Source organism: Fusobacterium mortiferum ATCC 9817, assembly GCF_000158195.2.
GTDB classification, from domain to species: domain Bacteria; phylum Fusobacteriota; class Fusobacteriia; order Fusobacteriales; family Fusobacteriaceae; genus Fusobacterium_A; species Fusobacterium_A mortiferum.
Window position 1 is genome coordinate 573,422 of record NZ_GL987994.1, and the last position, 25,609, is coordinate 599,030.

At 31.3% G+C, this 25,609-nt stretch carries 27 protein-coding genes and 1 pseudogene; 21 read left to right on the forward strand and 7 right to left on the reverse strand.

Going from position 1 to position 25,609, the window contains the following annotated elements; translation table 11 throughout:
• Window positions 1–117 precede the first annotated feature (117 nt).
• The gene (locus FMAG_RS12305) at window positions 118–852 is read left to right on the forward strand and encodes a GntR family transcriptional regulator (RefSeq protein ID WP_005887148.1); all 735 of its coding nucleotides are present in this window, start codon (window positions 118–120) and stop codon (window positions 850–852) included.
• Window positions 853–887: 35 nt separating this feature from the next.
• Here FMAG_RS12305 and FMAG_RS12310 read toward each other — a convergent pair whose 3' ends face one another.
• From FMAG_RS12310 to FMAG_RS12325, 4 genes are all read right to left on the reverse strand, one after another.
• Window positions 888–2,606 (reverse strand): carbon starvation CstA family protein, encoded by a 1,719-nt coding sequence (locus FMAG_RS12310; RefSeq protein WP_005887150.1) that lies wholly within the window; start codon window positions 2,604–2,606, stop codon window positions 888–890.
• Window positions 2,607–2,855: 249 nt separating this feature from the next.
• Window positions 2,856–3,377, reverse strand: a complete 522-nt coding sequence (locus tag FMAG_RS12315; RefSeq protein ID WP_005887152.1) for a hypothetical protein — start codon at window positions 3,375–3,377, stop codon at window positions 2,856–2,858.
• 18 nt (window positions 3,378–3,395) lie between these two features.
• The gene (locus tag FMAG_RS12320; RefSeq protein WP_005887154.1) at window positions 3,396–4,457 is read right to left on the reverse strand and encodes a branched-chain amino acid aminotransferase; all 1,062 of its coding nucleotides are present in this window, start codon (window positions 4,455–4,457) and stop codon (window positions 3,396–3,398) included.
• Window positions 4,458–4,842: 385 nt separating this feature from the next.
• The gene (locus tag FMAG_RS12325; RefSeq protein ID WP_005887156.1) at window positions 4,843–6,480 is read right to left on the reverse strand and encodes an AAA family ATPase; all 1,638 of its coding nucleotides are present in this window, start codon (window positions 6,478–6,480) and stop codon (window positions 4,843–4,845) included.
• A gap of 209 nt (window positions 6,481–6,689) precedes the next feature.
• Between FMAG_RS12325 and FMAG_RS13450 the strand changes: the two genes are divergently transcribed.
• The 5 genes and pseudogenes from FMAG_RS13450 (at window position 6,690) to FMAG_RS12335 (ending at window position 10,343) form a co-directional block, all read left to right on the forward strand.
• Entirely contained in the window at window positions 6,690–7,058 is a 369-nt protein-coding gene (locus tag FMAG_RS13450; protein WP_050795457.1) for a phospholipase D-like domain-containing protein, read from the forward strand.
• Between the two features lie 4 nt (window positions 7,059–7,062).
• Window positions 7,063–7,524 (forward strand): DEAD/DEAH box helicase family protein, encoded by a 462-nt coding sequence (locus tag FMAG_RS13455; protein WP_050795458.1) that lies wholly within the window; start codon window positions 7,063–7,065, stop codon window positions 7,522–7,524.
• 23 nt (window positions 7,525–7,547) lie between these two features.
• Window positions 7,548–7,652, forward strand: a pseudogene (locus tag FMAG_RS14175) (DEAD/DEAH box helicase family protein); the annotation flags it as partial.
• On the forward strand, window positions 7,635–8,627 hold the full coding sequence (locus FMAG_RS13460; RefSeq protein ID WP_050795459.1) for a DEAD/DEAH box helicase: 993 nt from the start codon (window positions 7,635–7,637) through the stop codon (window positions 8,625–8,627). The pseudogene FMAG_RS14175 and the gene FMAG_RS13460, both read left to right, overlap by 18 nt.
• Before the next feature lie 93 nt (window positions 8,628–8,720).
• Complete coding sequence (locus tag FMAG_RS12335; protein WP_005887158.1) at window positions 8,721–10,343, forward strand: AAA family ATPase; 1,623 nt, start codon at window positions 8,721–8,723, stop codon at window positions 10,341–10,343.
• 55 nt (window positions 10,344–10,398) lie between these two features.
• Here the strand turns inward: FMAG_RS12335 and FMAG_RS12340 are convergent, their stop codons facing one another.
• Both FMAG_RS12340 and FMAG_RS12345 read right to left on the reverse strand, forming a co-directional pair.
• The gene (locus FMAG_RS12340) at window positions 10,399–10,680 is read right to left on the reverse strand and encodes a putative HNHc nuclease (RefSeq protein ID WP_005887160.1); all 282 of its coding nucleotides are present in this window, start codon (window positions 10,678–10,680) and stop codon (window positions 10,399–10,401) included.
• 9 nt (window positions 10,681–10,689) lie between these two features.
• A complete protein-coding gene (locus FMAG_RS12345) occupies window positions 10,690–10,992 on the reverse strand; it encodes a hypothetical protein (RefSeq protein WP_005887162.1) in 303 nt (100 codons plus the stop codon).
• A 196-nt stretch (window positions 10,993–11,188) separates the two neighbouring features.
• Here FMAG_RS12345 and FMAG_RS12350 point away from each other — a divergent pair, with 196 nt between their 5' ends.
• The 11 genes from FMAG_RS12350 (at window position 11,189) to FMAG_RS12400 (ending at window position 18,276) form a co-directional block, all read left to right on the forward strand.
• A complete protein-coding gene (locus FMAG_RS12350) occupies window positions 11,189–11,638 on the forward strand; it encodes a helix-turn-helix domain-containing protein (protein WP_005887165.1) in 450 nt (149 codons plus the stop codon).
• Between the two features lie 255 nt (window positions 11,639–11,893).
• Window positions 11,894–12,106 (forward strand): hypothetical protein, encoded by a 213-nt coding sequence (locus FMAG_RS12355; RefSeq protein ID WP_005887167.1) that lies wholly within the window; start codon window positions 11,894–11,896, stop codon window positions 12,104–12,106.
• 246 nt (window positions 12,107–12,352) lie between these two features.
• Window positions 12,353–13,333 (forward strand): hypothetical protein, encoded by a 981-nt coding sequence (locus tag FMAG_RS13465; RefSeq protein ID WP_005887171.1) that lies wholly within the window; start codon window positions 12,353–12,355, stop codon window positions 13,331–13,333.
• A gap of 11 nt (window positions 13,334–13,344) precedes the next feature.
• A complete protein-coding gene (locus FMAG_RS12365; RefSeq protein WP_005887172.1) occupies window positions 13,345–14,052 on the forward strand; it encodes an antA/AntB antirepressor family protein in 708 nt (235 codons plus the stop codon).
• A gap of 12 nt (window positions 14,053–14,064) precedes the next feature.
• Window positions 14,065–14,307: a helix-turn-helix domain-containing protein gene (locus FMAG_RS12370; RefSeq protein WP_005887174.1), complete on the forward strand. Its 243-nt coding sequence runs from the start codon at window positions 14,065–14,067 to the stop codon at window positions 14,305–14,307.
• Window positions 14,308–14,659: 352 nt separating this feature from the next.
• Window positions 14,660–14,956, forward strand: coding sequence for a hypothetical protein (locus FMAG_RS12375; RefSeq protein WP_005887176.1), 297 nt, complete (start codon window positions 14,660–14,662; stop codon window positions 14,954–14,956).
• A gap of 23 nt (window positions 14,957–14,979) precedes the next feature.
• The gene (locus FMAG_RS12380; protein ID WP_005887178.1) at window positions 14,980–15,273 is read left to right on the forward strand and encodes a hypothetical protein; all 294 of its coding nucleotides are present in this window, start codon (window positions 14,980–14,982) and stop codon (window positions 15,271–15,273) included.
• A 189-nt stretch (window positions 15,274–15,462) separates the two neighbouring features.
• Complete coding sequence (locus FMAG_RS12385; RefSeq protein ID WP_005887180.1) at window positions 15,463–15,837, forward strand: M15 family metallopeptidase domain-containing protein; 375 nt, start codon at window positions 15,463–15,465, stop codon at window positions 15,835–15,837.
• 432 nt (window positions 15,838–16,269) lie between these two features.
• Window positions 16,270–16,458: a hypothetical protein gene (locus tag FMAG_RS12390; protein WP_005887182.1), complete on the forward strand. Its 189-nt coding sequence runs from the start codon at window positions 16,270–16,272 to the stop codon at window positions 16,456–16,458.
• 306 nt (window positions 16,459–16,764) lie between these two features.
• Entirely contained in the window at window positions 16,765–17,022 is a 258-nt protein-coding gene (locus FMAG_RS12395) for a hypothetical protein (RefSeq protein ID WP_005887184.1), read from the forward strand.
• Window positions 17,023–17,175: 153 nt separating this feature from the next.
• Entirely contained in the window at window positions 17,176–18,276 is a 1,101-nt protein-coding gene (locus tag FMAG_RS12400; protein WP_005887186.1) for a DNA adenine methylase, read from the forward strand.
• A 492-nt stretch (window positions 18,277–18,768) separates the two neighbouring features.
• Here the strand turns inward: FMAG_RS12400 and FMAG_RS12405 are convergent, their stop codons facing one another.
• Window positions 18,769–20,688, reverse strand: a complete 1,920-nt coding sequence (locus tag FMAG_RS12405; RefSeq protein WP_005887189.1) for an alpha/beta hydrolase-fold protein — start codon at window positions 20,686–20,688, stop codon at window positions 18,769–18,771.
• 201 nt (window positions 20,689–20,889) lie between these two features.
• Between FMAG_RS12405 and FMAG_RS12410 the strand changes: the two genes are divergently transcribed.
• The 4 genes from FMAG_RS12410 to FMAG_RS12425 are packed head-to-tail and all read left to right on the forward strand — an operon-like array spanning window position 20,890 to window position 25,606.
• On the forward strand, window positions 20,890–22,914 hold the full coding sequence (locus tag FMAG_RS12410) for a TonB-dependent receptor (RefSeq protein ID WP_005887192.1): 2,025 nt from the start codon (window positions 20,890–20,892) through the stop codon (window positions 22,912–22,914).
• Between the two features lie 28 nt (window positions 22,915–22,942).
• Window positions 22,943–23,896, forward strand: coding sequence for an ABC transporter permease (locus tag FMAG_RS12415; RefSeq protein ID WP_005887194.1), 954 nt, complete (start codon window positions 22,943–22,945; stop codon window positions 23,894–23,896).
• Window positions 23,886–24,854, forward strand: a complete 969-nt coding sequence (locus FMAG_RS12420; protein WP_005887196.1) for an iron chelate uptake ABC transporter family permease subunit — start codon at window positions 23,886–23,888, stop codon at window positions 24,852–24,854. Before FMAG_RS12415 ends, FMAG_RS12420 begins: the two co-directional genes overlap by 11 nt.
• Window positions 24,851–25,606 (forward strand): iron ABC transporter ATP-binding protein, encoded by a 756-nt coding sequence (locus FMAG_RS12425; RefSeq protein WP_005887197.1) that lies wholly within the window; start codon window positions 24,851–24,853, stop codon window positions 25,604–25,606. The genes FMAG_RS12420 and FMAG_RS12425 overlap by 4 nt, the downstream gene beginning before the upstream one ends.
• The last annotated feature ends 3 nt before the right edge of the window (window positions 25,607–25,609 follow it).

Genomic DNA, 25,609 nt, shown 5'->3' on the forward strand with positions numbered 1-25,609 from the left:
TAAAAAATAATTAATTTTGAAAATTATAGAATAAAGGAATTGTCTAATTGGAGTATTGTTTTTTAAAAAATAAAATGTTATAATTGAAAAGATGTCTATGTAAATTTAGGAGGAGTTATGAAATTATTAGCTCAAAGGGAATATGAAAATATAAAGGAGTTTATATATAGGACTTTAAAATATAATATTATGACTCTTTTTCTCAAACCTGGAGAAAAAATTAGTGAAAGTGAGTTACAAAATTTTTTTAATACAAGTAAGTCTCCAATAAGAGAAGCATTAGTAAAATTAAAAGAGGAGAAATTAATAGAGGCTATTCCACAAAAAGGAACTTTTATATCTAAAATTAATCTGAAACTTGTTGAAAATACTCTTTTTATTAGAAAAATTTTAGAAAAAGAGGTATTGAGATTGGTAATACTTTCACCTTTAGATAAGAAAGTTTTAATTGAAAAATTAAATGAAAATCTGTTGCTTATTGAGAAAATTATTAAAGAGTGTACTTGTAATGAAAAGTTAGTTGAATTATTCAATCTAGATAAGAAGTTCCATGAAATTATCTTTAAATTTGTAGATAAAGGGGAGATTTGGAATATAATATCTTCATCTAGTACTCATTATGAAAGATTTAGAGTTTTAGAAACTCCTGAACAAAAAACACTTCTATTTATTTTAGAACAACATAGAAGAATTATAGAGATAATAAAGAATGGAGATGTTTCATTAATTGAAGAGACAATCACTCTTCATGGAGAAAACTTTTTAAATTCATGTAATACTCTTTTGACTAAGTATAATAGTTACTTTTTAACTGAAGAAAAAAAGAATGAAGAGGTTGTTGCAAATATTTAATTGCAATACCTCTTCATTTTTATCTATCTATTAATTTAATTGCTTACAGAGTTAGCCACTCCCATTTTTTTCTTTCTATGCTCCCATAAAACTTTCATTCCCTCTACTACTAGGATAAGAGCTAGGACAAAGATAGGTAATGAAACTACCACTTGAAGTCCTTGAACTGCTAAGCTACCCTTTCCATTTAAAAGAAGAGCTAAGTTAGTTTTAAATGAGATAAGTAATGAACTCATAGTAGCTGCAAGCATAAAGAACATTGGAATTAAAAGCATAAAGTTTTTCTTTCCTTTTTTAGCTAGCCATACAGATACACCTAAGAAACAAGGCACAGCAACTAATTGGTTACAAGCTCCAAATAGAGGCCAGATATTTTGATATCCACCTAAGCAAAGAACTGCTCCAAGTCCCACTGTGATGAAAGTTCCCACATACATATTTCCTAAGTAACCTTGTACCTTACTATTCTCTTTAGCTTTATTGCTAGTAAATAACTCTTGGAATAGGAATCTTCCTAATCTTGTAGCTGTGTCTAAAGATGTCAAAGCAAAGGCTGAGATAGCTAGAGAGATAACTGTAAATGTAGTGTTTACTGCTACCTGTCCCATTCCTAATTTGTTGAAAAATCCAGAGATAGCAGAGGCAAAAACCACAGCTGGAGTTCCTTGAGGCATCTTTCCATTAGAGAAAAGAGCTCCTACTGCTATAAGGGCGATTACAGCTAATACACACTCAATAAGCATAGAACCATATCCAATTAACTTAGCATCTCCCTCATTGTTTAACTGCTTTGATGTAGTTCCAGAGGCGATTAAGCTATGGAATCCAGAGATAGCTCCACAAGCTACTGTGATAAATAGATATGGGAACATCACTTGTCCGTTGAAACTATTTGTCCAACCTGTAAAAGCTGGTAGGTTGATAGCAGGGTTAGTTCCTAAAATTCCCACTACTGCTGCAATAATCATAAAGTATAGTAAGAAACTATTTAAGTAATCTCTAGGTTGTAATAAAATCCAAACTGGAGTAACAGAAGCGATAAAGATATATACAAAAACCACTCCTAACCAGAAAGTTTTACTTAGATAGATAGGATATTTTAATCCCACTGCAATACAAAGAGCTAATAGTAAAACTCCAACCACCGAAGATACAGCTAGAGGTGCATTTTTTCTATAAACTAAAAATCCAAAGGCAATGGATAGTGGAATAAATAGCATAGAAGCTGTGGCAACAGAACCATTAGCTGAGTAGAAAACCTTTGTTCCATCTGGATTGATAGAGTATCCTTGGAATGTAGAAGCTACAATGTCAGAGAAAGCAGCTACTACTAAAAGTAGAACTAGCCAAGAGAAAATTGTAAATAACATCTTACATCTGTGTCCGATATTCTCCTCAATAACCTCTCCTAAAGATTTTCCTTTGTGTCTGATAGAAACAACGATAGCTGAGAAATCTTGTACAGCTCCAAAGAAAATACCTCCAAGAATAATCCATAAAAGCACAGGAACCCAACCAAATACAGCAGCTTGAATAGGTCCGTTGATAGGTCCAGCCCCAGCTATTGAAGCAAAGTGGTGTCCTAAAAGTACAGGTGCCTTAGCTGGAATATAGTCTACTCCATCTTCAAAATCGTGAGCTGGTGTCTTTCTCTTAGGGTCGATATCCCACTGTTTTGCAAGCCAAGAACCATAAGTGACATAAGCCACTAAAAAGCATAAAATTGTGATAACTAAAAGTGTAATTCCTTTCATAAAAAAATCCTCCCTGATGTTTTATTAAAATTTTTATAACTATCCTTTTAAAAAGAAAACTAAGAATTGCTCCATATTCCAAGAAGTTGATTAACTATGGCTTATCTCACTAAAAACACAAAACTCACTCCGTTCAAACAGTTGTGTTTTTTAGCGTTCGATTTCGCTGAGTTAATCTAACTTCTCTCCATAAATTACACAATTCTTTGAGTTTTCTTTAGTCAGTTGAAATCAAAATAGTTATAATTATTATTTGATAAGATGTTTATATAATTTTTCTAAAGTCTTTCCAGATTTGTTACTATATATATTTTTATTTTTTGTATCTACTAAGATTACTCTAGCTTGGGAATAGCCTCTAAAAGAGAAGAGATAGTTTTTCTCAAACTTGTATTTTTTTACCCTCTTGATAGTTTCCAAATCAGATATATTCTCTGCTAGAATAACTAGAGTAATAAAGCTATACATATGATTTTTCTCAGGATATTTATTCCCCTTTCTTACAAGATTAGGCTCTATATAGCTAGGAATAAGAGAGAGCAAATCTTCAAGTGTAGAGCTATCTACATTCTCTTTTTCAATAAAAAATATATGTTCAAAGGCTTTTGTTTCCCAGAGTTGTACCTCTTTAACTAGCAGGTACTTCTCACTGTATGAGTTAAAATATCCATAGGCATCAATCTTTTTATCCCCAATCTCATACTCCCTATGAATATCAAAACTCCTCTCATATTCAGCTAAAATCCTATCTAAATATCCTAAGTTCTCCATAAAATCTCCCCTTAATCTCTACACTTCCTGTGTCCAACCAAAGCTATCTTCCACTTTTCCATATTGGATACCTGTAAGAGTATCATAAAGTTTTTGTGTTATAGCTCCAGTTTTAAAATCATTTATAATCTGTTTGTCCCCTTTGTAGAAAAGTTCTCCAATAGGAGAGATAACAGCTGCTGTTCCTGTTCCAAAAGCCTCTTGAACTCTTCCCTCTCTAGCTGCTTTCATCAAGAAATCAATAGAGAAATGCTCTTCGTGTACCTTGTATCCCCAAGATTTTAGAAGAGTAAGACAAGAATCTCTAGTAATTCCTGGAAGTACAGTTCCATCAATAGGAGCTGTATAAACCTCATTGTCTACGATAAACATAGCATTCATAGTTCCTACTTCCTCTACATATTTTCTCTCTACTCCATCTAGCCAAAGTACCTGTGTATATCCTAGCTTTCTAGCCTTTTCTTGAGCTATAATACTAGCTGCATAGTTTCCACCACATTTTGTAAATCCTGTTCCCCCTTTAGTAGCTCTCACATATTCATCTTCTACATAGATTTTTACAGGATTTACTCCCTCTGGATAGTAGTTTCCGACAGGGGATAGAATTACAACAAACTTGTATGAGCTTGCTGGGTGTACCCCTACTGCTACCTCTGTGGCAAACATAAATGGACGGATATATAGAGATGTTCCCTCTAAGTGAGGTACCCACTCTTTTTCGTGGTTGACTAGAGTTTTGATAGCATCTACAAATAAATCCTCTGGAATAGTTGCCATACATAGTCTTTCATTTGATTTTATCATTCTTCTAGCATTCATCTCTGGTCTGAATAGAAGGATTTTTCCCTCTTTTGTCCTGTATGCTTTAAGCCCCTCAAATGTCTCTTGAGCATAGTGTAGTACCATAGTTGCTGGATTTAGAGCTATTGGAGCAAAGGGAGTAATTTTAAAATTGTGCCACCCTTTCTCATCAGTGTAATCCATTACAAACATATAGTCAGTAAAGTATTTTCCAAATCCTAACTCATTGTCACTTGGTTTCTCCTTTAAGGTTTTTGTTTCCTCAAATGTTACTTGCATAAAATCTCCTCCTAAAATGTCTTTCTTACTAAAATTTTAGTAATAAAAAAACAGCCCAGTTAGGCTGTTAAATTTTTCTAAAATCTTAATTATATTATTTTCCCCATTAAAAATATAAACCAAAACTAATTAAATAAATTTATATTCTTTAAAAAATAGGTACGAAAAGATACTAGAAATATTACCTAACATAAAAATTTGTCTATTCAGTTTTTTCATCTTGAGTATTATGTATATGACAAATATTATGCTAAGTATTATAAATAACATCTTTGTGACCTCCTTTGATTTATATGATTGAAGTAAGTATATACTTATTTTTTAAAAAAATCAAGTTTTTTTTGAAAAATTTTAAATCAAAAGTAGTTGAAAGATTACGAACTCTCTATTTTTTCCAAACCAATTTAAAATCTCTTTTATAGAAAGCCATTCCCACATAGTAGATATTCTCTATTCCTCTCTCCCTTAGCTCTACATCATATCTATTTTTTATTATCTGACTAAGAGCCTCTTCACTCTCTTTCTCTAAAGATTTTTCACTATTTGGAGCTTTGAATTCTATCACAAATCCATTTTTTCTCTTATCCTTTGGTTCAAGAACCAAGTCAAATCTTCCTCTTCCAGCTTCTTTATTAGAACGAACATAATACTCTCTTCTCAGTGCCAACATCATTCCTAAGATAAACACATGATAATATCCCTCATCAGCATTAGCAGAAAAATCAAAACAACTTACATTTGTCAGTAAGATTTTTTCTAACTCATAGGAAAAATTTTCAAAGTCTCCATCTAAGAAATATCTTAGGACACTGTCAAAGTCATCTCTACCACCTAAGAAAGACTTTATAAAATCTCTCTCAAAGAAATAGTGTACCTCTTCATTTGGGATTTTTAAGCTATACTTATCATAATCTATCTCTTTCACAGGTGTGAGATATCCAGCATTAGTCAGTAGATACCATATCTGTTCTGTATTTCTCAATTCATTGAAATTTGAATATATATCGATGGTTTTTTCTATTACTCCACCTTGAAAAAGTTTAGAAAGCTCCTTAAAAATTGAATTATTTGCTTCTTTTAAAATCTTATTGATAAGGGTATTACTTGAGGTATTTACCCAATATGGCATTATCTTTTTACTATCCAAGTAACTTGTGATACTAAATGGATTGTAAACTCTTGTTCCGCCAAAGTTATATCCATTGTACCAAGTCTGTATCTCCTCTAACTTATACTCTATTCCATAATCTCTTAGGGATTGCTCTACCTCTTCCTCTGTAAGTCCAAAATATTGTGAGAAGCTACTCTCTAGGATAGAGTTTACCTTAATATTATTTAGTCCAGAGAAAATATTTTCTTTAGAGATTCTCATTATCCCTGTTACTACTGCTTTTTTTAATGAGAGATTGCCTTTTAAAGCACTACCATACATAGTTGTAAAAAAAGTTTTTATCTTATCATAGTAACCATACTCATAGGCAGAGATTATTGGAGTATCATACTCATCTATCAGTAGAATTACTTCTTGATTGTAGTATTCATATAGACATTTACATAAAAATTTTAAAGAATTACTATAATTAGCTCCAATTTTCTCTTTCCAAATACTATCAAAAATTTCTATTGCTCTCTCATCTAAGTTTTTTCTTAAAAATTTATAGTTATCAAATAATTCTGAAAAATTTCTTCTAAGTTCAGAATACATACTATCTAAATTTTCGGCTTTAATATCTTTAAAAGAAAGAAAAATTACAGGATACTTACCTTGCTCTAAGAATATTTGCGAATTTTCTATATATAGATTACTAAATAATTTTCTATTCTCTTCCCTGTTCTCTATGTTATAGAAATATTTTAGCATCGACATATTTAGAGTTTTCCCAAATCTTCTAGGTCTAGTAATAAGTTGTACTTGTGTTTTATTCTCTTCAACTTCTTCAATAAATTTTGTCTTATCAATATAAAAACAATTTTCTTTTATTATAGTTCCAAAATCATCTATTCCAATTCCAATAGGTTTCATATCCAGTCCCTCCTTTTCTCTCTCTATTAAATTATAACATAAATATATAAGTATTTCTACCTCTTCAAAGATAGACTCATTTCTAATTAAGAAGGGCTTTAAGTAGTTTTATTTTTAAACTCCATATGTTATAATTAGGATAGTATAAATTCAGTAAAAAATATAAATTAGGTGGAAATTATGGGTTAATATCAAATAATAAGAGAAATATGTATGAATCGTTAAAAAAATCTATACAGGAATCTGATGAGATAATAATGAATGTGTCCTTTATAAGAGATTCTGGAATGAAGCTTTTGATTAGGGATTTGAAAGAGGCAAAGGAGAGGGGAAAGAGGATAAAGATTCTCACAAGCGACTATATGAAAGTTACTGAGCCCAATGCCCTTTATAGACTATTAGAGATTGGGGGAGTGAAAATCTTTGACAACCCTCTCAATAAATCTTTCCACCCTAAGACATATATTTTCAGAAGAAAAGATGATTTTGAGATATATGTAGGCTCTTCAAATATCTCGTACTCTGCCCTAATCAGTGGAGTAGAGTGGAACTATAAACTTTGTAAGTGGACAAAGTGATGAAGTGAAGGAGATACTAGATGAGTTTACAGAGCTATATGAGAGAAACAGCTTTGAGCTAACTCTTCAGTGGTTAAGGGAGTATGAGAAGAGGTATAAAAAGAGCGAGTATGGGGAGATTTTTGACAATCAGGAGAAGAGAAGTGATGAGGTAATAGAGCCTATAAAGTTTCAAATTCCAGCCCTCTATGAGCTTTCAAAGACTAGGGAAGAGGGATATAAAAAGGCTATGATTGTAGTGGGAACAGGATTAGGGAAAACCTATCTAGCTGTTTTTGACTCTATGAATTTTAAAAGAGTTCTATTTATAGCCCATAGAGATGAGATTTTAAGAGGTGCTAGAAACTCCTTTGAGTCTGTATATAGAGATAGTAGGAGCTATGGTTATTTCAATGCTTTAGAAAAAGAGGGTAAAAAGGATATTGTCTTTGCTAATATCTCCACCCTCTCTAAAAGGAATACCTAAGAGATGAGTGGTTTGCAAAGGATAGCTTTGACTATATCATAGTAGATGAGTTTCATCACAGTAGCTCAAAAAGTTATCTAAAGGTTTTAAACTATTTTCAGCCACAGTTTTTGTTAGGACTTACAGCTACCCCAGATAGAGCAGACAATGGAGATATATATAAACTATGTGATTACAACATAGCTTATGAGTGTGATTTTAGAGTTGAGATAAACAATGGTTGGTTAGTCCCCTTTGAGTATTATGGAATATATGATGATACAGATTACTCTCTCATTCCTTGGAGAAGTGGAAAATATGATTTGGAAGCTTTGGAAAATGCCCTTGTAATAGAGAAAAGAGTGGATTTAGTCTTTAAAAAATATATGGAGCATAGGAAAAAATCCACTGTTGGTTTTTGTGCAAGTGTAAAACATTGTGAAGTGATGAATCAATACTTTAGAAAACAGGGAGTAAAAAGTGAGATAATCATAGGAGAAACTCCAATTTCTAAAAGACAGGAGATTATAGGAAAATTCAAAGAGAGGGAAGTAGAGGTAATCTTCACTGTGGATATATTCAATGAGGGGGTAGATATCCCTTGTATAGATACCTTACTCTTTTTACGTCCTACCCTATCCTACACAATATTTATCCAACAGCTAGGGAGAGGTCTTAGAACATTTGAGGGAAAAGATAGTGTGAGAGTTCTTGACTTTGTGGGAAACTATAAGGGGGCAGAGCTAAGACCACTATTTCTCACAGGAAACTATAAAAAGGGTAAGGGGGTAATAAATACCACTGATAAGGAGTTTTTACTTCCAGAGGGGTGCAGTGTCGAGTTTAATTTCAAGCTGATAGAGTACTTTGAAAAGTTTAAGAGAAAGAGTATAAGACAGGAGGAGCTTGTAAAATTAGACTATAAGAATTTGATGGAAACTTTAGAAAGAGTTCCTACTCTTATGGATACCTACACCTTTGGAGAGATACCTGTACATATGTATATAAAAACTTTTAAGTGCTTTCCACAGTATAGAGATAGAGTTGTAGAGATTTTCCAGACTTCTGATGTGAGAGCTGGGAGAGAAGATGAGAAGTGGTTTAATATTTTTTTTGAAAAATAGAGTTCTTTAATAAATGAACTACCAACAAAGAAATAGAGATTTACAAGTAAATATGGTATAATATAATAAAAATATAAGAAAAGAGGTGTAGCTATGTTGAAAGGAATTCCAATAGGAAGAGAGGATTTTAAAGATATAATAGAGAATAATTACTATTACATAGATAAGACAAAATTTATAGAGGATTTACTTTTAGATGGAACACATGTAAAACTTTTTTGTCGTCCTAGAAGATTTGGAAAAACTCTCAATATGAATACCCTCAAATATTTCTTTGATATAAAAAATGGAGAGGAAAATAGGAAGCTATTTAATGGGCTATATATAGAAAACTCTCCAATGATAAAGGAGCAGGGAAAATATCCTGTAATATTTTTAACTTTAAAAGAGCTTAAGGGGAGTAATTTAGAAACCATCTATCTTCAAATTAGGACTTTAATTTCTGATTTATTCAATGAGTTCAAGTATATAAGAGAGAGCTTAGATGAGAGAGATCTTGAGATATTTGATAATATTTGGAAGAGAAAAGATGAAGATTATAGCAACTCTTTAAAATTTTTAATAAGATGTCTGTCTGAGTATTACAATCAAAAGGTTATTTTACTAATAGATGAGTATGATGCTCCCTTTATTACAGCATATGAATTTGGATATTATGAGGAGATTTTACAATTTTTTAAAGTTTTTTATGGTGGAGCTTTAAAATCTAATACCAACTTGCAAATGGGAGTACTCACAGGGATAATAAGAGTAGCTCAAGCTGGGATTTTCTCTGATTTAAATAATTTTATAAGTTATACAATATTAGATAGTGATTATAGTCAAAGCTTTGGAATGGTAGAGCAAGAGGTAGAAGAGATACTAAATTATTATCAAGTAGGATATGAGATGCCAGAAGTAAAGAGATGGTATGATGGATATACCTTTGGAAAAAGTGAGATATATAATCCTTGGAGTATATTAAATTTTGTAAAAAATAAAGAGTTAAAATCATATTGGATAAATACAAGCTCAAATTTTATGATAAAAGAGTTGTTACAACATACAGGAGCAGAGGGATTAGAAACTCTTGAAAAAATATTTAACCAAGAGAATGTAGCAGTAAGAATAACAGATAATGTAAGATTTGGAAATAATCTATCAGCAAGTGAAGTATGGGAGCTTATGGTATACTCTGGATACTTGACAATAAAAGGAAAACAGGAAGATGGAAGATATCTAGTTAGAATACCTAATATGGAGATTACTAACTTTTTTAAAGATGAGTTTTTAAGCATAATCTTTGGAGAGTATAGAGTAGTAGATGAGTTAAGAGATGCATTATATGATAAGAATCTAAGACAACTAGATAAATCAATAGAAAAGTTGATTATCTATGTTATGAGTTCATATGATACAAGCAGGAAGTATGAGAACTCTTATCATATGCTACTAGCAGGATTTTTCTATGCACTAGATGGATACTATACTATAAAGTCAAATATGGAAACAGGGTATGGAAGAGCAGATATAATCTTATTTCCAGAGGATAAATCAAAGGCAGGATATATCTTGGAGCTAAAAAGAGCTAAGAGTAACCCAGAAAAAGAGGCAAAAGAAGCTTTAGAGCAGATAGAGGATAAAAAATACCATATAGAATTAGAGAGATATGGAGTAAAAGAGATAATAAAAATAGCTTATATTTTTGATGGAAAAGAGGTAGTAAGTAGCAACTAATTTCCTTTTAATATTTTGCCTAGTCAAGAGGAGGAGTATATTTTGTAACCTCCTCTTATCTTTTCCACTCCTCTGTATATCTCAATAAAAACTCTATAAAATCAGAAGCTCTCTCTTGGGAGCAATCAGAGAGGGAAAAGGGCAAGAGATGGTTTTCACAGCAATATATGGCAGTGAGTATATCTCTAGCCTCTTCAGGAGTATATTTAGTCAAATCTGCATAGTTTCTAACAAGTACAAATATATATCTCCTCTGTTTTTCAGTGATTTTTTCCTCTTTCTCAGTACCTATTGGAGTTAGCTCTGTCTTATCCAATTTTAAAAAAGTTTTTTCCATATTCCACCTCTAAAAGCATTTTACAAACCTTCTCTTTGCCCCTTGTACTTCCCAATAATCTCTCTCCCTCTGCTCCATTTCCTCTTTTGCTTCTCTTTCTTCCTCATCTTTTTCTTGGATAGCCTCTTCCAAATCTTTGATAACCTCATCAAGAGTGGAATCTAAGCTCTCTCCATAATATTCCCAATCAAAAGGCTTAAGATTTACCACCATTTCACAGCCATAGACAGATACCACCACTTTGAAATAGTCCTGTAAAGGCTCATACTCTTTCATCAATCTTAATATCTCTCTTATTTTTTTCTCTATCATATAATCTCTCCTCTATATCGTATACAAACAGGATACACAAAAGGTAAAAAAATTTAAATTAATTCTTATTAGGTATATCGTATCACAAAAGTGATAAAGTTGTCAAGCAAAAGAGATACTTTTTTCTTTGAATTTTTTTTAAAATATTGTATAATTAGACTATAAAAATGTTACACATTGGAGAAAGGAGAGAAAAATGTCTTTCAATGAGATGATGAAAAAAGTAAGACTCGAAGCTGGGGACAGTTTAAGAGGGTTGTCAGATAAAACAGGGATAAATTTTTCCTATATTGATAAGATAGAGAGAGGGACACGTCCAGCAAATTTTGATGTATTAGAAAAATTGATTAAAACCTATCCAAATAAAAAAGATATTTTGTTGAGAGAGTATATAAATGAGTATATACCTAATTTTTTACTAGAGGGATTGAAAGAAAATAGTGATATTGTCACTTCAGCTATAAAAAATTTAGATACTCAATCGGTGTTTGAAATGTTTTTCCAAAGGCTAAGTGTGGAGGATAGAAAGGAGCTTTTGAAAAATATTGTAGATAAATTGGAATTCCAAAGCTATAAAAAGGGAACTATTGAAGAGGATAGAGAGGAATTAGAGGTTATTAGAAAAGAGATTGAAAAATTAAAGTAAGTGAAAATTAGATAGACAGCTATATAAAAGCTCAAGAATGTTTTGTTTTAAAGGACACTCTTGAGTTTTTTTTATTGAATAACTATTTATGATAGGGAATAAAGAGAATTCAAGAAAAATGTAATTTAGGGAATATAGAAAAAATTTTAGATTTTTTAAAAAGTAACAGTTAAGAAAAAAGGAAATCCTCTTGACTATGTTTCTCTATTGTGATACAATTAAAATGTATAACAAAAGGATACAAGGAGGGAAGAGATGAAATTGGAAAATATCTATATTTTTGTAGAAGCTGAGATAAAAAATCAGTTTGGAACTAAAGCTAAAATGGGGAAAGCTTGTGGAAAAACAAGACAAGAAGTCAATAAAGTATTAACTAAATTAAAAACTAATAGTGGAATTACTTATAAAAAAGTTGAAGAGTTTTTAAATCTTCTTGGTTATGAATTGGTAATAAAAAAAAGAGGCTAATCATCTTTCCTTTCATCAGTAAATTTTTTTATAAGCTCAAGAATAGATTTAGTTTGTTCTTCACTATTTTTTTCTAGTGTATTTGTAGCTGTATCATAGTTATTCATCAAATCAGCCCCCATTTATATATAATCAGTTATTCTTATCTATATATTTTTATTAATAATATTATAATAGATGGTTATAAAAAAATCAAGACAAAATAGTAAAAAATTATAAAAAAATGGGAGTTGTAAAGGAGGAGATATGGAAAAAAATTCGATTAAGCAATTACTGATGGCAAGTAACTTCTATATTTTAAACAAACACTTGGTAAAGACTCTTGGAATTGAAACAGCTTTCTTTTTGACAGCTCTAGTGGAAGCAGATGAGATTTTAGCTGACAAAAATGGTTGGTTTTATCAGACAATACCACAGATAGAGAAGATGACAGGGTTAACTAAGCATAAGCAGACTAATTGTATCAATGAGCTTTTGATTTTGGGTATTCTCTTACAGGAAAATAAGGGTATGCCAATGAAGAGATATTTCAAGCTAGATTATGAAAAGATAGCAAAACTTCTATCTTCTCATAAGAAGGATAACTCCCAAGAGGATAGAGAGGGAGATTCTAAGGAAGAGAAAAATCAGTCAGCAAGGGAGGAAAAAAATTGCCACCTTGGTAGAGAAAAAATAGATACAAATAAAGAACTATATATAAATAACTTAGATAAAAAACTAAAAACTACTAAGCTAGATAATCTAGTTGGGATAGAGTCTAAGAGTAGTTCTAGTAGTTCTTTTGAAAATAGTTTTAGTGAAGAAAAAGAGAGGTTTTATCAGATTAAGTCAGCTTTAGAAAACTATGGACTGGGAGTAGAAACTTGTAGAAATATTATGGAGTTAGTGAAAAATGGAAGGGTAAACTTTGAGAGAATAAACTCTGTACTTGGTGTAGCTAAGGAGAAAGCTTGGGGAGAGGGAGCTATATATAAGGCACTTAGGGATAATTGGGAGATAAGGGAGAGAGATAAAAAGGTATTTAGTGAAAAGGAGCTGAGAAAAAAGCTTAGCTCAAAGGTCAATATACTTTTAGATGACTACGAGAAGGGAAGAACTAACTATGAGGATATGATAGAGGAGTATTTAGAGTTCTCTTTAAATTCTATTTTTTCTGAAAATCTGAAGGTAGAGTACTATGAAAAGATGAGAAAAGCCAGTGAGGAGATTACAAGTAAAATAGCATAGAGGGGGTAACTATGGAAGATGTAAAAAGTAGTAGAGATGGACAGGTAAAAGAGTTGATAGCAATAAGAGAGAATGAGCGTGGGGAACAGCTTGTAAGTGCTAGGGAGTTACATAGATTTTTAGGGATTGCCACAAGATTTAATGATTGGATTGAAAATAGGATTAAAAAGTATGAATTTATAGAGGACTATGATTATACTAAAATTTTAGTAAGAAACTCTAGAGGGCGAAAATACGACTATGCAGTAAAATTAGATGTAGCTAAGGAGCTATCTATGGTGGAAAATAATAGCAGAGGTAGAGAGGCTAGAGTCTACTTTATTCAGTGTGAGAAAAAATTAAAAGTAGCTCAAGGAAAACTCCCTAAAACCTATCTAGAAGCTCTCAAGGAGTTAGTAAAACTAGAGGAAACAAAGTTATCCCTAGAAAATAGAGTGAATAACTTGGTACACTCAAGAAAACTCTACACTACCACTGAGATAGCAAAGGAGTTGGGACTAAAAAGTGCCAATGCTCTAAATCAACTTTTGGAAGAGGATAAGATACAGTATAAGGTCAATGGAACTTGGGTATTGTGCAGTAAGTATTCTGATAAAGAGTATGTGAGTATAAAACAGACAGAATTGGAAAATGGAAAGATAATCTATGATAGAAAATGGACAGGGCTTGGAAGAAATTTTTTAATTGAGAGATATAGTGGAACTGTAAAAAGAGATTGAAAGGAGGAAACTATGAGTAATGAAGAGTATATATTAAAGAAATTGGAAAATCTCTCTCCTGTGAATAGGGCTATCAGTGAGAGAATAGTAAAATCTCTAGGGAAAGAGTGGGCAACTCCTAAAGAGGTAGCTGATTATCTAGGTAGACATATCAATACTATCTATGAAAAAATCAATAATGGGGAGATTTTATCTAGGAAGATAGGAGTGAGGAGAGTGATATATACCCCTAGTATTATCTTGATTATGGAGTAGGTATTCCAAATAAAAAACCCCCCTAGAAGGGTGGGGGGAAATATTAAAAGGGGACGACTAAGACATACAGAAACTCTAATAGAATTGGGAATAGTGCGTAGGAATTCTAATAGAGGAGGAGTATGGTAGTAATCCTAATAATATATAGCTCATAAAATTCAGTTTGTCAAGGGGGGAAAAATAAAAAATACTACTAAAATTTTAGTAAGAAAAAAGAGTTAATAATTATCTTGATTATAGAGTAAGCTATACCACTCCACACCACTTGGGTTTACTGTAAATTCTCACTTCAAAAAGATATAATATATCTATAAAGAAACAGATAAGTATTAAATAATGAGGAGGTAGGAATATGGCAGTATTAGATACAGTAAAAGCAGAGATTGAGGATTTAACAGGACTAGTTTCAAGAGAAGCATCTTATGATATTAAAGTTTTAAACTGTACAACTTTAATTGAAAAAATTGCTGAGATGAAAGAAGCCTCTACACCATTACCAGAAGAGTGTAGATTTGAAAGCTATGATGAGTGGGTTGCAGATGTAGAAAAGGATTTAAAATCTGCTCAAAATTCACTAGGAAATGTAGCAGAAGCAAAAGAGCTATTAGTGGCACTTAATAAGTATGTAGAGCAAAATCCAGGAGTATAATATAAAGTAGGAGGTAGAGAGATATGGCAGTACAAACAACAGTAAAAAAAGAGTTAGAAAGCTTAAGAAACTCTGTAAAAAGAGAAGCTTCTATTAAATCAAATATATTTGACTGTAAAGCAGTAGTTACACATATTCAATGTATGCAAGATGATTCGACACCACTTCCAGAGGGTTGTCCTCACAAATCTTATGAAGCTTGGAAAGAAGCAGTAGAAAAGGAGAAAAAAGGGTATGAATCTCAACTTTTAACTATTGCTAAGAATAAAGATTTAATTACAGCTTATGAGAAATACTTAGAAGATAATCCAGTATAGGAGAATATAATTTAAGAAATTGAAAAGGGAATAGAAGAGAAACAAAGGAAAAAATTTACTGTAATGAGCATTGCATAAGCACTAGCGATTGAAAGTAAACTTTTTCCTTTTTGTATAATTAAGGAGTTTTATTTTTAGATTTCAATTTAAAAATTGACAACAACTCTTTTTTATAAGTGAGGTGGAGAAATGTATAAGGCAAGTAAGAGGAGTAAAGAGAATTTAAAAGGAGTGGATGAAAGATTAGTCCTTTTAGTTGGATATGCTCTAGCTATTTCAAAAGTAGATTTTGTTGTAGTAGAAGGATTGAGAAGTACAGAAAGACAGAAACAATTATACAGAGAAAAGAAAAGTAAGTGTGATGGGGTAACTAATATAAGTAAGCACCAAGAGGGAAAAGCAATAGATGTATATTATGTAGGTTGGAAAAATACTGATAGTTCAAAAGATGATAGATGGAAAAAGTTAATAGAAACTTTTAAATTAGCTGGGAAAAAATTAGGTTTGAAACTGACATTCGGATATGATTGGGGTTGGGACAATCCACATATAGAATTAAGGTAGCACAGAAGATAAACTTCTGTGTCTCAATAATCATAGTCGTTCTATAAGAACTCCTTGATTATTGGAATTGGGTTGGGACAATCCTCATATAGAGTTGAAATAATAAAAAAGACCCCATAGGGTGTGAGGTCAGAACTTATCTGTACTTTCTAAGTAACCAAATCACAATGATAAGAAGTAATCCACCTAGAAGAATTACATCATTACCAAAGTTGATATTTAGTTGCTCAATTGTTACAGTCATTTCTGTACCTCCTTATAAAAATAATTGGTCTGCCTTGTTCAAGGGCAGAATAAAAGCCCCAATAAAAATTAGGGCTGATATTCTGAACTTGATAACCAATTATCTTTATAAGTACCCATACGGGTTCTAGGTAATTAAATTATAGCAAAATTTAGATAAAAAGTCAAATAAGAGGAGAGTGATGGACAATGAGTAAAATAGCTGGAATGATTATTAATTTTTTAAAAAACTTTCTTATAAAATATTTAGGAACTCTGGTATTGGAAAAAATATTAATCCTATTACTTGAGGAGCTAGTAAAGAGAACTGATAGTGATATTGATGATAAGATTTATAAAATAGTGTTTGAAAAGACAGAAATAAAAAAGACCCCGTAGGGTGTGAGGTCAGAACTTATCTGTACTTTCTAAGTAACCAAATCACAATGATGAGAAGTAATCCACCTAGAAGAACTACTCCACCATCAAAGATGATAGTTAGTTGCTCAATTGTTACAGTCATTTCTGTACCTCCTTATAAGTTTGATGTCTACCTTGTTCAAGGGCAGAATAAAAGCCCCAATAAAAATTAGGGCTAATATTCTGAACTCAAATCATCAAACTTATAAGTACCCATACGGGTTCTAGGTAATTAAATTATAGCAAATTTTAAACAAAAAGTCAAAGATAAAGGAGTTGATAGTGATGGAGCTAGATATTATAAAAACTACTCTCTCAATCTTAGCCTTTGGAGTGGGATATCACAAGTATATGCTCTCTCTTCTGGAAAATAAAAGTAGAAGCCTAGAGGAGAAGATAGAGAAAAAGATAGATAAGGAGGTCTGGGAGAGAGAAAAAAATCTTTTTTTGAAGTTACAAACAGAGAGTAATAAAAATTTGGCTGATAGCTTGAAAAGGATAGATGAGAGGATAGGAAGAATAGAGGAAAGATTGATGAATTAAATACTAGATAAAAAACTCTTCCTAATAGCTATTTTACCTGAAAATTTATCAAATTTCTAGAGATAGCAAGTTACAATTTTGCTTAAATATTTACAGGTAATTTTTAATATGATATAATTTTATGATTAAGTTAGCTAAAAAATAGGAGGAAAAATGAATTATATTGGTTCTAAGCTTCAATTGTGTGATTTTATAAAAGAAACTATTGAAAAAACATTATTAGCAAACAATGATAAAAGAAGATGGGAAGAGTTAATTTTTGCTGATTTGTTTGCTGGAACAGGAATAGTAGGGAGTAGTTTTAAAAGATTAGGTTGCCAAGTTATCTCTAATGATTTACACTACTATAGTTACTGCCTTATAAAAGCTTTGATTGAAAATAATAAAGAGTTAGAGTTTAAAGGATTAGTTAGAGAGTACCCAGAATTAAAAAATATAGAAAATAAGTTAAGCTTTATAATAAATATTTTAGAAAGTTTAGAGGGAGAAAAGGGATTTATCTATAATAATTATTGTTTAGGGGGAACTCAAGGAAAAGAGTTTGAAAGAGTTTATTTTTCTGATGAGAATGGAATGAAGTGTGATGCTATAAGAAGCAAGATTGAAGAGTGGAAAGAGAAGCATCTAATAGAGGAAAATGAATATTTTTACTTAATAAGTATCTTATTAGAAGGGATTGACCAAGTAGCTAATACAGCTTCTGTCTATGGAGCCTTTTTAAAAAAAATTAAAAAATCAGCAGCTAAACCATTACAACTAAAAGAACTTACTGTAAATTTTAACAATAAGGAAAATAAAGTATACAATGATGATATTAATGATTTGATTTTGAGAATAGAAGGGGATGTTTTGTATTTAGATCCACCATATAATCATAGACAATACTCTTCAAACTATCATATATTAGAAACAATTGCCAAATATGATGAGCCTATAATTATGGGAAAAACTGGTTTAAGAGATTATAGCTATCAAAAATCTAAATATTGTTCAAAAGTACAATCTGTATTAACATTTGAGCATTTAGTAAAAAATGCTAAATTTAAGTATATATTCTTAAGCTATAACTGCGAGGGGATTATACCAATAGAAAAAATAAAAGAGATAATGTCTCGTTATGGAAAATATTCAGTATATGAAAAGGAACATAAAAGATTTAAAGCTGATAAAACAGAAGCTAGAAATCATAAAGCTCAAGATAAAACAACAGAATATATTCATTGTTTAATAAAAGAGGCTGTTGCAAATTCTTAAATTAAAATCAAAAAATAAAATAATTCAATAATATAAAAGGAAAAAAGTTTACTTTCAATTGCTAGTGCTTACACAATACTCATTGCAGTAAATTTTTTTCCTTTTCCTTTACTTCTCCTATACCACGATAGCTCCTTTTTTATAGCTACTCAGATAGAAAAATAATTTACAGAGAACTCAAACCATTTTTAGTTATCTTTTTAAAATTTTACTCTATTATAAAAATAACCTCTGACAAAATATTTCTTTCTTTTGAAAAAGTTATTAAATACTGATAATTTTTTAATACAAGGGAATAGTTCAAATAATTCATAGATCTTCTCCTTAGATATTTAGATAATATTTTGCTCTAAGTGTAATTTTAACTTTCTTAAAGTGATTTTTAAATGGGTAAAAATTTATTCTTACTTTTATATTCTAATCCAATTATAACATAAAAAAAGAAAGTACCTCAAGAATTTTATAAGATACTTTCTAATTTTTCTAAGCTTCCTATCTCATAACCTCTAAAATCTCCTTAACAGGAATATACACCTTCCCATCAATTAAAGTAGGAGCTTGAGAAAAAGTAGGAGCACTCTCAAGAAGCTCAATATCCTTATCTCTTTTACCAATATCCTCTTTATAACGCTCTATATTTTTTCTATATTTTCTATCTCCCACTTTAAAATTTAGAGTTTGATTTTTAGAGACAATAGTGTAGTATTCTACAGCATTCTCTATCTTCTTATCATAGGAGTAGACTTTATACACCTTAAATCTATCTCCAAAAGTTTTTTCAAAATCCCCTAGCTCAATCATAGTTGTCCCATTTATCTCTTTTCCATTGAGGGTAACAGAGGAGATTTTAGAAGTAGGATTACTTTTATTTTCAAGATTGCTTTCAAAGAAATCAAAGATAATATCTAAGATACTTCCCCAATTATATGTGTGGTTTCCCTCTTCAACAGTTATATATGTGGCATTTTTTAGATATGGCTCAATATCCCTAGTAATCCAACCTTTATCCACCTTATTTCCAACTTCCACTCTAAAGGAAAAAGTAGAATCAGCAGTACCCACACCAATTAGGGTAGGGACACTCTCTATATCTTTTACTGAGTACCTATTTTGTACCCATTGACTGTGAGTTTTTACCCCCCAAGCTGGAGCAGTAGACACAATAGCTTGAAACATATCAGGTTTTCTCATAGCCACATCAAAAGTTCCTCTTCCCCCTAGAGAGTTCCCCATCAAAAAGACTCTATCCTCACTTACAGGGAAATTTTCCATAACCAAGTCATAGGATTTCTCAAAGGATACCAGAGCTTGTCTATGCATCCACAGTGGATTTTGTGTCCAACTATTAGGGAAGGCAAGTATATAGTTATATTTTTCAGCATATTTTTCCAAGTAGATATTTCTTTGAGCCAACCTATATGCAGAGGCATTCTCATTTCCTGTCCCTCCGTGTAAGATAAAAGCCAATCTACTATCTTTAGGAGAGTAATTACTAGGTATATAGATAGCTAGAGGAACTATCCTATTGATATCTAAGTCAATACTTTTTCCATCATTGTCCCTAAAGCTGTCCTTTTCACTGATATATATTCCCTTCCAAAACCAACCAGATTTTCTTCTCCCTTCAATAATATCATTCATATAGTCAGCCCAAGTATAGTTTCTATCTGTCCTCTCTACTCCCCCAGAAAGCCAAATATTTTTAGCAGATGGAGGGTTAGAGGTTTGGGTAGTAATTCTAGGAATATTATCAAACTGTAAAGCTAGATACCCCTCTTGAATAATAGTTTTTATATCAAAGTATTTCATAATTTTAGAGGCTGATATATAGAGTTTATCTCCAGATTTTTCAAAATCCTTATTAGAGAGAGTGATAGTAGATCTCTTTCTTACTAAAATTTTAGTAGGTTCAATAAACTTCTTATTTCTTCCTCCAATAAACTTTTCATATTGAGAATACTCTATCTCTCCTACACTCTTTTTGATATCCAATGATAGATTCCAAACTCTTTTAGTGTATTCTAATTTAGTATTTCTCTTTCCTAAGTTACCAATTATCTCCTTGTCATATCTCACAAACTCTATATTCAATCTATCTTTTTCTAATGAGTATGAGAAGTAGGGAGCGTATATTTTCTTTAAATCCTCCAGTTCAACCATAAGATTATTTTGATTATTAAAATAATAATTTGAATCTAAGTTGTACTCCATAATAGGAGAGAAATTTTCAACTTTTACACTGGGGTCAAAGGGTGGGTAGAAATCAGAAAAGATAGTATTCTTCCCCTCTTTGTCAATTTTGAAAAACCAAGTTGAACGCTCACTGGAAAAATCTTGGTATTCAGTCATTTTAGAAAATGTAATAAGGTTAAGTGTAAAAAATAAAACTGTAATAATTAACTTTGTTAACATATTTCTCCTTAAAATTTCATAAAGTATTTTAAAACTTTTATATTATATTATAATTAATATTTAAAGTCAATATTATTAGATATTTGATATTTTTAATTTTGAAAATAATAATTTTTACGTTCAAAATATATTGACATGAAGATTTTTTTTGTATATAATGAAACCTGTGTGAAAAGTATATGAAAAAGGGAGAAAATATTGATGAAAAAATTAGCAATACTGTCATTTTTAATTTGTGCTGGTGTAGTTGCCAGAGGAGAGGAAAGTATACACTTAGGGGAAACAGTTGTCACATCTATGGGATTTGAAACTACTCTATTAGATGAACCAACTAATATCAGTGTTATAACAAAGGAGAAGATTGAGGAGAAAAATTATAAAAATGTGATAGAAGCCCTTGATGACAATCCTATGATAAATATAGTTAATTCAAGGAATGGAGCTGTAATCGATATGAGAGGTAGTGGAGATTCAGCTATGAACAATGTCAAGATTCTAGTAGATGGTGTGGCAATAAATCCATTTAATCCTACTAGAAAGGGGCTAGGGCTAGAAACTATCCCTATGAGTAATGTAGAGAGAATAGAGATATCTCCAGGTGGTGGAGCAGTTCTATATGGAAATGGAGTTTCTGGAGGAGTAGTTAATATCATAACAAAATCTGGAGGATATACAGGTGGTTATGTAGAGAGTGATATTGACTCTTTCAATAACAAAAAGTTTTCAACAGGGGGGAACTATCAATTAAATGATAAAATCTCTTTTGGAATGAACTATGCTGGACAAAATAATGGAGAGTTCAGAGAGGGAGAGAAGGGGGCAAGTGACTATATTGATGGAAATATTCAATACAAGCTTTCTGAAAAACATAAGTTTGGAATATCTGCCTCAAGATATGTAGAGAATGAAACTACATCTGGAAATGCTCTACAAAGAGATTTAAAGATGGCAGATGGAAGTAGCCTTGCTGAACACTATGGATTAGAAACTTTAGAGCAAAATAGAAAGGCTAAGGGACTTACTTCTACAGATAGAAATATCACAAAGGAAAATGTAACAGGAAAGTATGAGTACACTCCAAATAAAGATTTTACTTTAGGAGTTACAGCTTACAACACTAATATGTACAATAGAAGTAATACTTCTGGTTACTCTCTAAGTGAAGATAAGGATTCAAATAAAAAACCTTTAGGAACTTACACTTTAAAATCTACATCAAGTAGTGAAGATTTTAGAGAGGAAACAACAGGGGTACTATTAAAAGCCACTCAAAAATATGAGAGAGGAACTGTAATAGTAGGATTAGATGCTATATCTAGTAAATTTACAGGAAAGGGAGTATCAGATAAAGGGGTTACATCTATCTACAACTATCAAAAAGATATAGTGTCGCCATATATTTTAAATAAATATAATCTAACTGAAAACCTAGAGTTTATAGCTGGATATAGATATGAGTGGGCAGAGTTTGATATCAATAGAGATGATACTAGCAAAGAGGGAAAAACAACTCTTACTAGAAATGATTATGACCTAACTAACAACTCATATGAGACAACTTTAAACTACAAATACAGAGACACAGGAAGTGTATTTGTAAGATTTGAAAAGGGGTATATGACTCCTACTCCTGGACAAAAAACAGAGAATAACTCTGTATTAAAACCAGAAACTTCTACTACTTATGAGTTAGGAATGAAGGACTATGTATTGGATAATACTTTTATCTCAGCATCAATATTTAGATTGGAAAAGGAAGATGAGATAACTGGGTATAAGATAGATGGAGATAACTCTAAATACTTTAGAAATGAAGCTGAAACTACTAGAAATGGTTTAGAGTTTACAATGGAAAACTACATTGGAGACTTAACTCTATCTTCTGGATTTGTATATATGGAAGCTGAAAACAAAGATGGAGAGAGATTAGAGGAGATACCAAGATTTAAGGCAAATGTAAGTGCAAACTATAGACTTACTTCTAAGCTAGATACTACTGTATCTTATACTTATATGGGAAGTAAAGAGGGGCAAGGGATAATGAACTCATCTCGTAGTCTAACAGATGTAGGAGTGAGATATAGAGTAACTGAATCACTTACAGTAAAAGCTGGAATAAACAATCTATTTAATAAAGAGTACTATGAATCTCAAAACAATAGAGGACTTACAGCTAACCCAGGGGAAGAGAGAAGTTACTATATGGGATTTAAGATGACATTTTAATTAATATGAAAGATTTAAGGAGAGTTTTATGTACAATATAGTTGTAACTGTGGCTCTTCTACTCCTAGCAATGATTTCTACATTGTTAGGGGTAGCTTCCACAGAGATAAATGAAATCTTTGTTCAAGGAAGTCATAGCTATAATATATTTATATTTAGTAGAATTCCAAGGACAATCAGTATAATAGTAGCAGGATTTGGAATGAGTATTTGTGGACTTATTATGCAACAGCTCACTATGAATAAGTTTGTATCCCCTACTACTGCAGGAACATCAGAGGCTTCAAAGCTAGGAATATTAGTGGCGATGATATTCTTTCCTTATGAGAGCCTTATTTTAAAGATGATAGTAGCTTCTATTTTTGCTATGGGAGGGACTTTTCTATTTTTAGGAATTATCAGAAAGATAAAATCTAAAGATAATGTATTAGTACCACTGATAGGAATTATGATAAGTGGGATAGTAAGCTCACTGACTATGTTTTTTGCTTATAAGGGAGATATGATACAAAATCTTAGTGCTTGGTTATTTGGAGATTTTTCAGGGGTAATAAAGGGAAATTATGAGTTACTTTATCTCACTATCCCATTGGTAATAGTTGCCTTCCTATACTCTAAAAAATTTACAATCTCAGGGTTAGGAGAGGAGTTTGCTACAAACTTGGGACTGAACTATAAGCAAGTTGTAAATATTGGGCTTGGGCTTGTTTGTATTATCTCATCTCTAATAATCATAACAATAGGAGCTATCCCATTTTTAGGATTAATCATTCCAAATATTGTTTCTATGTTCAATGGAGATAATCTTTCTAAAAATATCTATCTAAGTGGAATCTCTGGAAGTGCCTTTTTACTTCTTTGTGATATTTTAGGAAGAGTTATAATCTATCCATATGAGATACAAATAGGTTTAGTATCTGGTGTCATAGGAAGTGGAATTTTCTTAATACTTATTTTAAGGAGGTTAAAACTTGAATACTAAACATAAACATATTGAGCATAAACTTTCAATACTCTTTTTAGTGATGCTTGTTTTTATTGGAGTATTTCTAATGTTGGGAGTAAATTTCAGTAATTTTAGATTTCTTATAGGGCTACGTATTCCAAAACTTTTTGGGATAATTCTAAGTGGAATCTGTATCTCTGTATCTACACTGATATTTCAGACTATTACCAACAGTAGAATTTTGACTCCTAGTGTGATGGGATTAGATGCTATGTATGTATTTTTACAGACAGCTATATTTTTTATCTTCCATAAATTTATACCAATTTTATCAGATGATATAGTTAAATTTTTTCTAACTATTGTAGCTATGGTTTTTATTACTAGTAGTCTGCAAAAGCTTTTCAGTGGAAATTCCAAGGGAAAGATACTCTATATGGTTTTGATAGGTATGGTAACAGGGACTTTTTTAGATAGTCTTTCTAACTCTATGCAGGTTATTATGGATCCTAATGAGTTTTTGATACTGCAATCTAGTCTTTTTGCTAGCTACAATACAATTAATATATATCTTTTAATAATTGCCTATATAATTTTAGGAGTAGTGATATATTTTATAATAGGAGAACACAACCAACTAGATGTATTGAGCCTTGGACACGACCAAGCTATAAACTTGGGATTAGATTACAATAGAATTTTGAAAAAGTATCTTGTGGTAATCTCTATCCTAGTTTCAATATCCACTGCCCTAGTAGGACCTATCACTTTTTTAGGACTACTTACTGTAAATATAGCCAAGGAGCTTTTTTCTACTTACAAACATATCTATCTGTCAATAGCAGGTATAGTCCTCAATATTATATTTTTAATATTTGGACAACTGCTGGTGGAAAAGGTTTTCAATAACTCTATCTCTATTGGTACAATAATCAATTTTGTAGGTGGAATATATCTTTTAAATATACTATTGAAGGAGAGAAAAATAGCATGATTGAGATAAAAGGTTTAAGTAAAAAGTATCGTTCAAAATATGTGGTAAAAGATGTTACAACAGAGTTTCCAGATGGAAAGATAACTTGTATAATAGGACCTAATGGAGCTGGAAAGAGTACTCTTCTATCTATGATGAGTAGACTATCTGTCCCAGATGAGGGAGAGGTATTTATAGATGGAAAATCTATAAAGGAGTGGGATAAGCAGGAGTTGTCTAAGACTTTGGCAATACTAAAGCAGGAGAACAACACAAATATCAGGCTTACAGTATATGAGTTAGTTTCCTTTGGAAGATTTCCCCACTCACAAGGGAAGCTTACTGTAGAGGATATAAGATATATTGATGAAGCTATTGAGTATATGAACTTAGAGGAGTTTAAGGATAAGTACCTAGATGAGCTAAGTGGTGGGCAAAGACAGAGAGCTTACATAGCTATGGTTATTGCTCAAAATACTAAGTATATCTTACTAGATGAGCCACTAAACAATCTGGATATGAAAAATGCTGTTCAGATGATGAGAACATTTGAAAAGATGGTAAGGGATTTAAATAAGACAATAATAATAGTTATGCACGATATAAACTTTACATCAGTTTATTCAGACTATATTCTAGCTATGAAAAATGGTAGGCTAGAGCATATGGATAGCTGTGAAAATATCGTAGTAAAAGATAAGCTAGAAAATCTCTATGAGATGGAATTTGATATTACAAAAATAAATAATAAGAGTATCTGTGTATATTTTTAAGGA

What these genes read in the sequence shown, in the direction of transcription:
- FMAG_RS12355 (WP_005887167.1), top strand. Translation starts at nt 11,894, where the DNA reads ATGAAATTGGAAAATATCTATATTTTTGTAGAAGCTGAGATAAAAAAT.
- FMAG_RS12350 (WP_005887165.1), top strand. Translation starts at nt 11,189, where the DNA reads ATGTCTTTCAATGAGATGATGAAAAAAGTAAGACTCGAAGCTGGGGAC.
- FMAG_RS12340 (WP_005887160.1), bottom strand. Translation starts at nt 10,680, where the DNA reads ATGGAAAAAACTTTTTTAAAATTGGATAAGACAGAGCTAACTCCAATA.
- FMAG_RS12425 (WP_005887197.1), top strand. Translation starts at nt 24,851, where the DNA reads ATGATTGAGATAAAAGGTTTAAGTAAAAAGTATCGTTCAAAATATGTG.
- FMAG_RS12335 (WP_005887158.1), top strand. Translation starts at nt 8,721, where the DNA reads ATGTTGAAAGGAATTCCAATAGGAAGAGAGGATTTTAAAGATATAATA.
- FMAG_RS12325 (WP_005887156.1), bottom strand. Translation starts at nt 6,480, where the DNA reads ATGAAACCTATTGGAATTGGAATAGATGATTTTGGAACTATAATAAAA.
- FMAG_RS12390 (WP_005887182.1), top strand. Translation starts at nt 16,270, where the DNA reads ATGAGTAAAATAGCTGGAATGATTATTAATTTTTTAAAAAACTTTCTT.
- FMAG_RS12375 (WP_005887176.1), top strand. Translation starts at nt 14,660, where the DNA reads ATGGCAGTATTAGATACAGTAAAAGCAGAGATTGAGGATTTAACAGGA.
- FMAG_RS12385 (WP_005887180.1), top strand. Translation starts at nt 15,463, where the DNA reads ATGTATAAGGCAAGTAAGAGGAGTAAAGAGAATTTAAAAGGAGTGGAT.
- FMAG_RS13465 (WP_005887171.1), top strand. Translation starts at nt 12,353, where the DNA reads ATGGAAAAAAATTCGATTAAGCAATTACTGATGGCAAGTAACTTCTAT.
- FMAG_RS12370 (WP_005887174.1), top strand. Translation starts at nt 14,065, where the DNA reads ATGAGTAATGAAGAGTATATATTAAAGAAATTGGAAAATCTCTCTCCT.
- FMAG_RS12395 (WP_005887184.1), top strand. Translation starts at nt 16,765, where the DNA reads ATGGAGCTAGATATTATAAAAACTACTCTCTCAATCTTAGCCTTTGGA.
- FMAG_RS12410 (WP_005887192.1), top strand. Translation starts at nt 20,890, where the DNA reads ATGAAAAAATTAGCAATACTGTCATTTTTAATTTGTGCTGGTGTAGTT.
- FMAG_RS12345 (WP_005887162.1), bottom strand. Translation starts at nt 10,992, where the DNA reads ATGATAGAGAAAAAAATAAGAGAGATATTAAGATTGATGAAAGAGTAT.
- FMAG_RS13450 (WP_050795457.1), top strand. Translation starts at nt 6,690, where the DNA reads ATGTATGAATCGTTAAAAAAATCTATACAGGAATCTGATGAGATAATA.
- FMAG_RS12320 (WP_005887154.1), bottom strand. Translation starts at nt 4,457, where the DNA reads ATGCAAGTAACATTTGAGGAAACAAAAACCTTAAAGGAGAAACCAAGT.
- FMAG_RS12305 (WP_005887148.1), top strand. Translation starts at nt 118, where the DNA reads ATGAAATTATTAGCTCAAAGGGAATATGAAAATATAAAGGAGTTTATA.
- FMAG_RS12310 (WP_005887150.1), bottom strand. Translation starts at nt 2,606, where the DNA reads ATGAAAGGAATTACACTTTTAGTTATCACAATTTTATGCTTTTTAGTG.
- FMAG_RS12315 (WP_005887152.1), bottom strand. Translation starts at nt 3,377, where the DNA reads ATGGAGAACTTAGGATATTTAGATAGGATTTTAGCTGAATATGAGAGG.
- FMAG_RS12415 (WP_005887194.1), top strand. Translation starts at nt 22,943, where the DNA reads ATGTACAATATAGTTGTAACTGTGGCTCTTCTACTCCTAGCAATGATT.
- FMAG_RS12380 (WP_005887178.1), top strand. Translation starts at nt 14,980, where the DNA reads ATGGCAGTACAAACAACAGTAAAAAAAGAGTTAGAAAGCTTAAGAAAC.
- FMAG_RS12365 (WP_005887172.1), top strand. Translation starts at nt 13,345, where the DNA reads ATGGAAGATGTAAAAAGTAGTAGAGATGGACAGGTAAAAGAGTTGATA.
- FMAG_RS12405 (WP_005887189.1), bottom strand. Translation starts at nt 20,688, where the DNA reads ATGTTAACAAAGTTAATTATTACAGTTTTATTTTTTACACTTAACCTT.
- FMAG_RS12400 (WP_005887186.1), top strand. Translation starts at nt 17,176, where the DNA reads ATGAATTATATTGGTTCTAAGCTTCAATTGTGTGATTTTATAAAAGAA.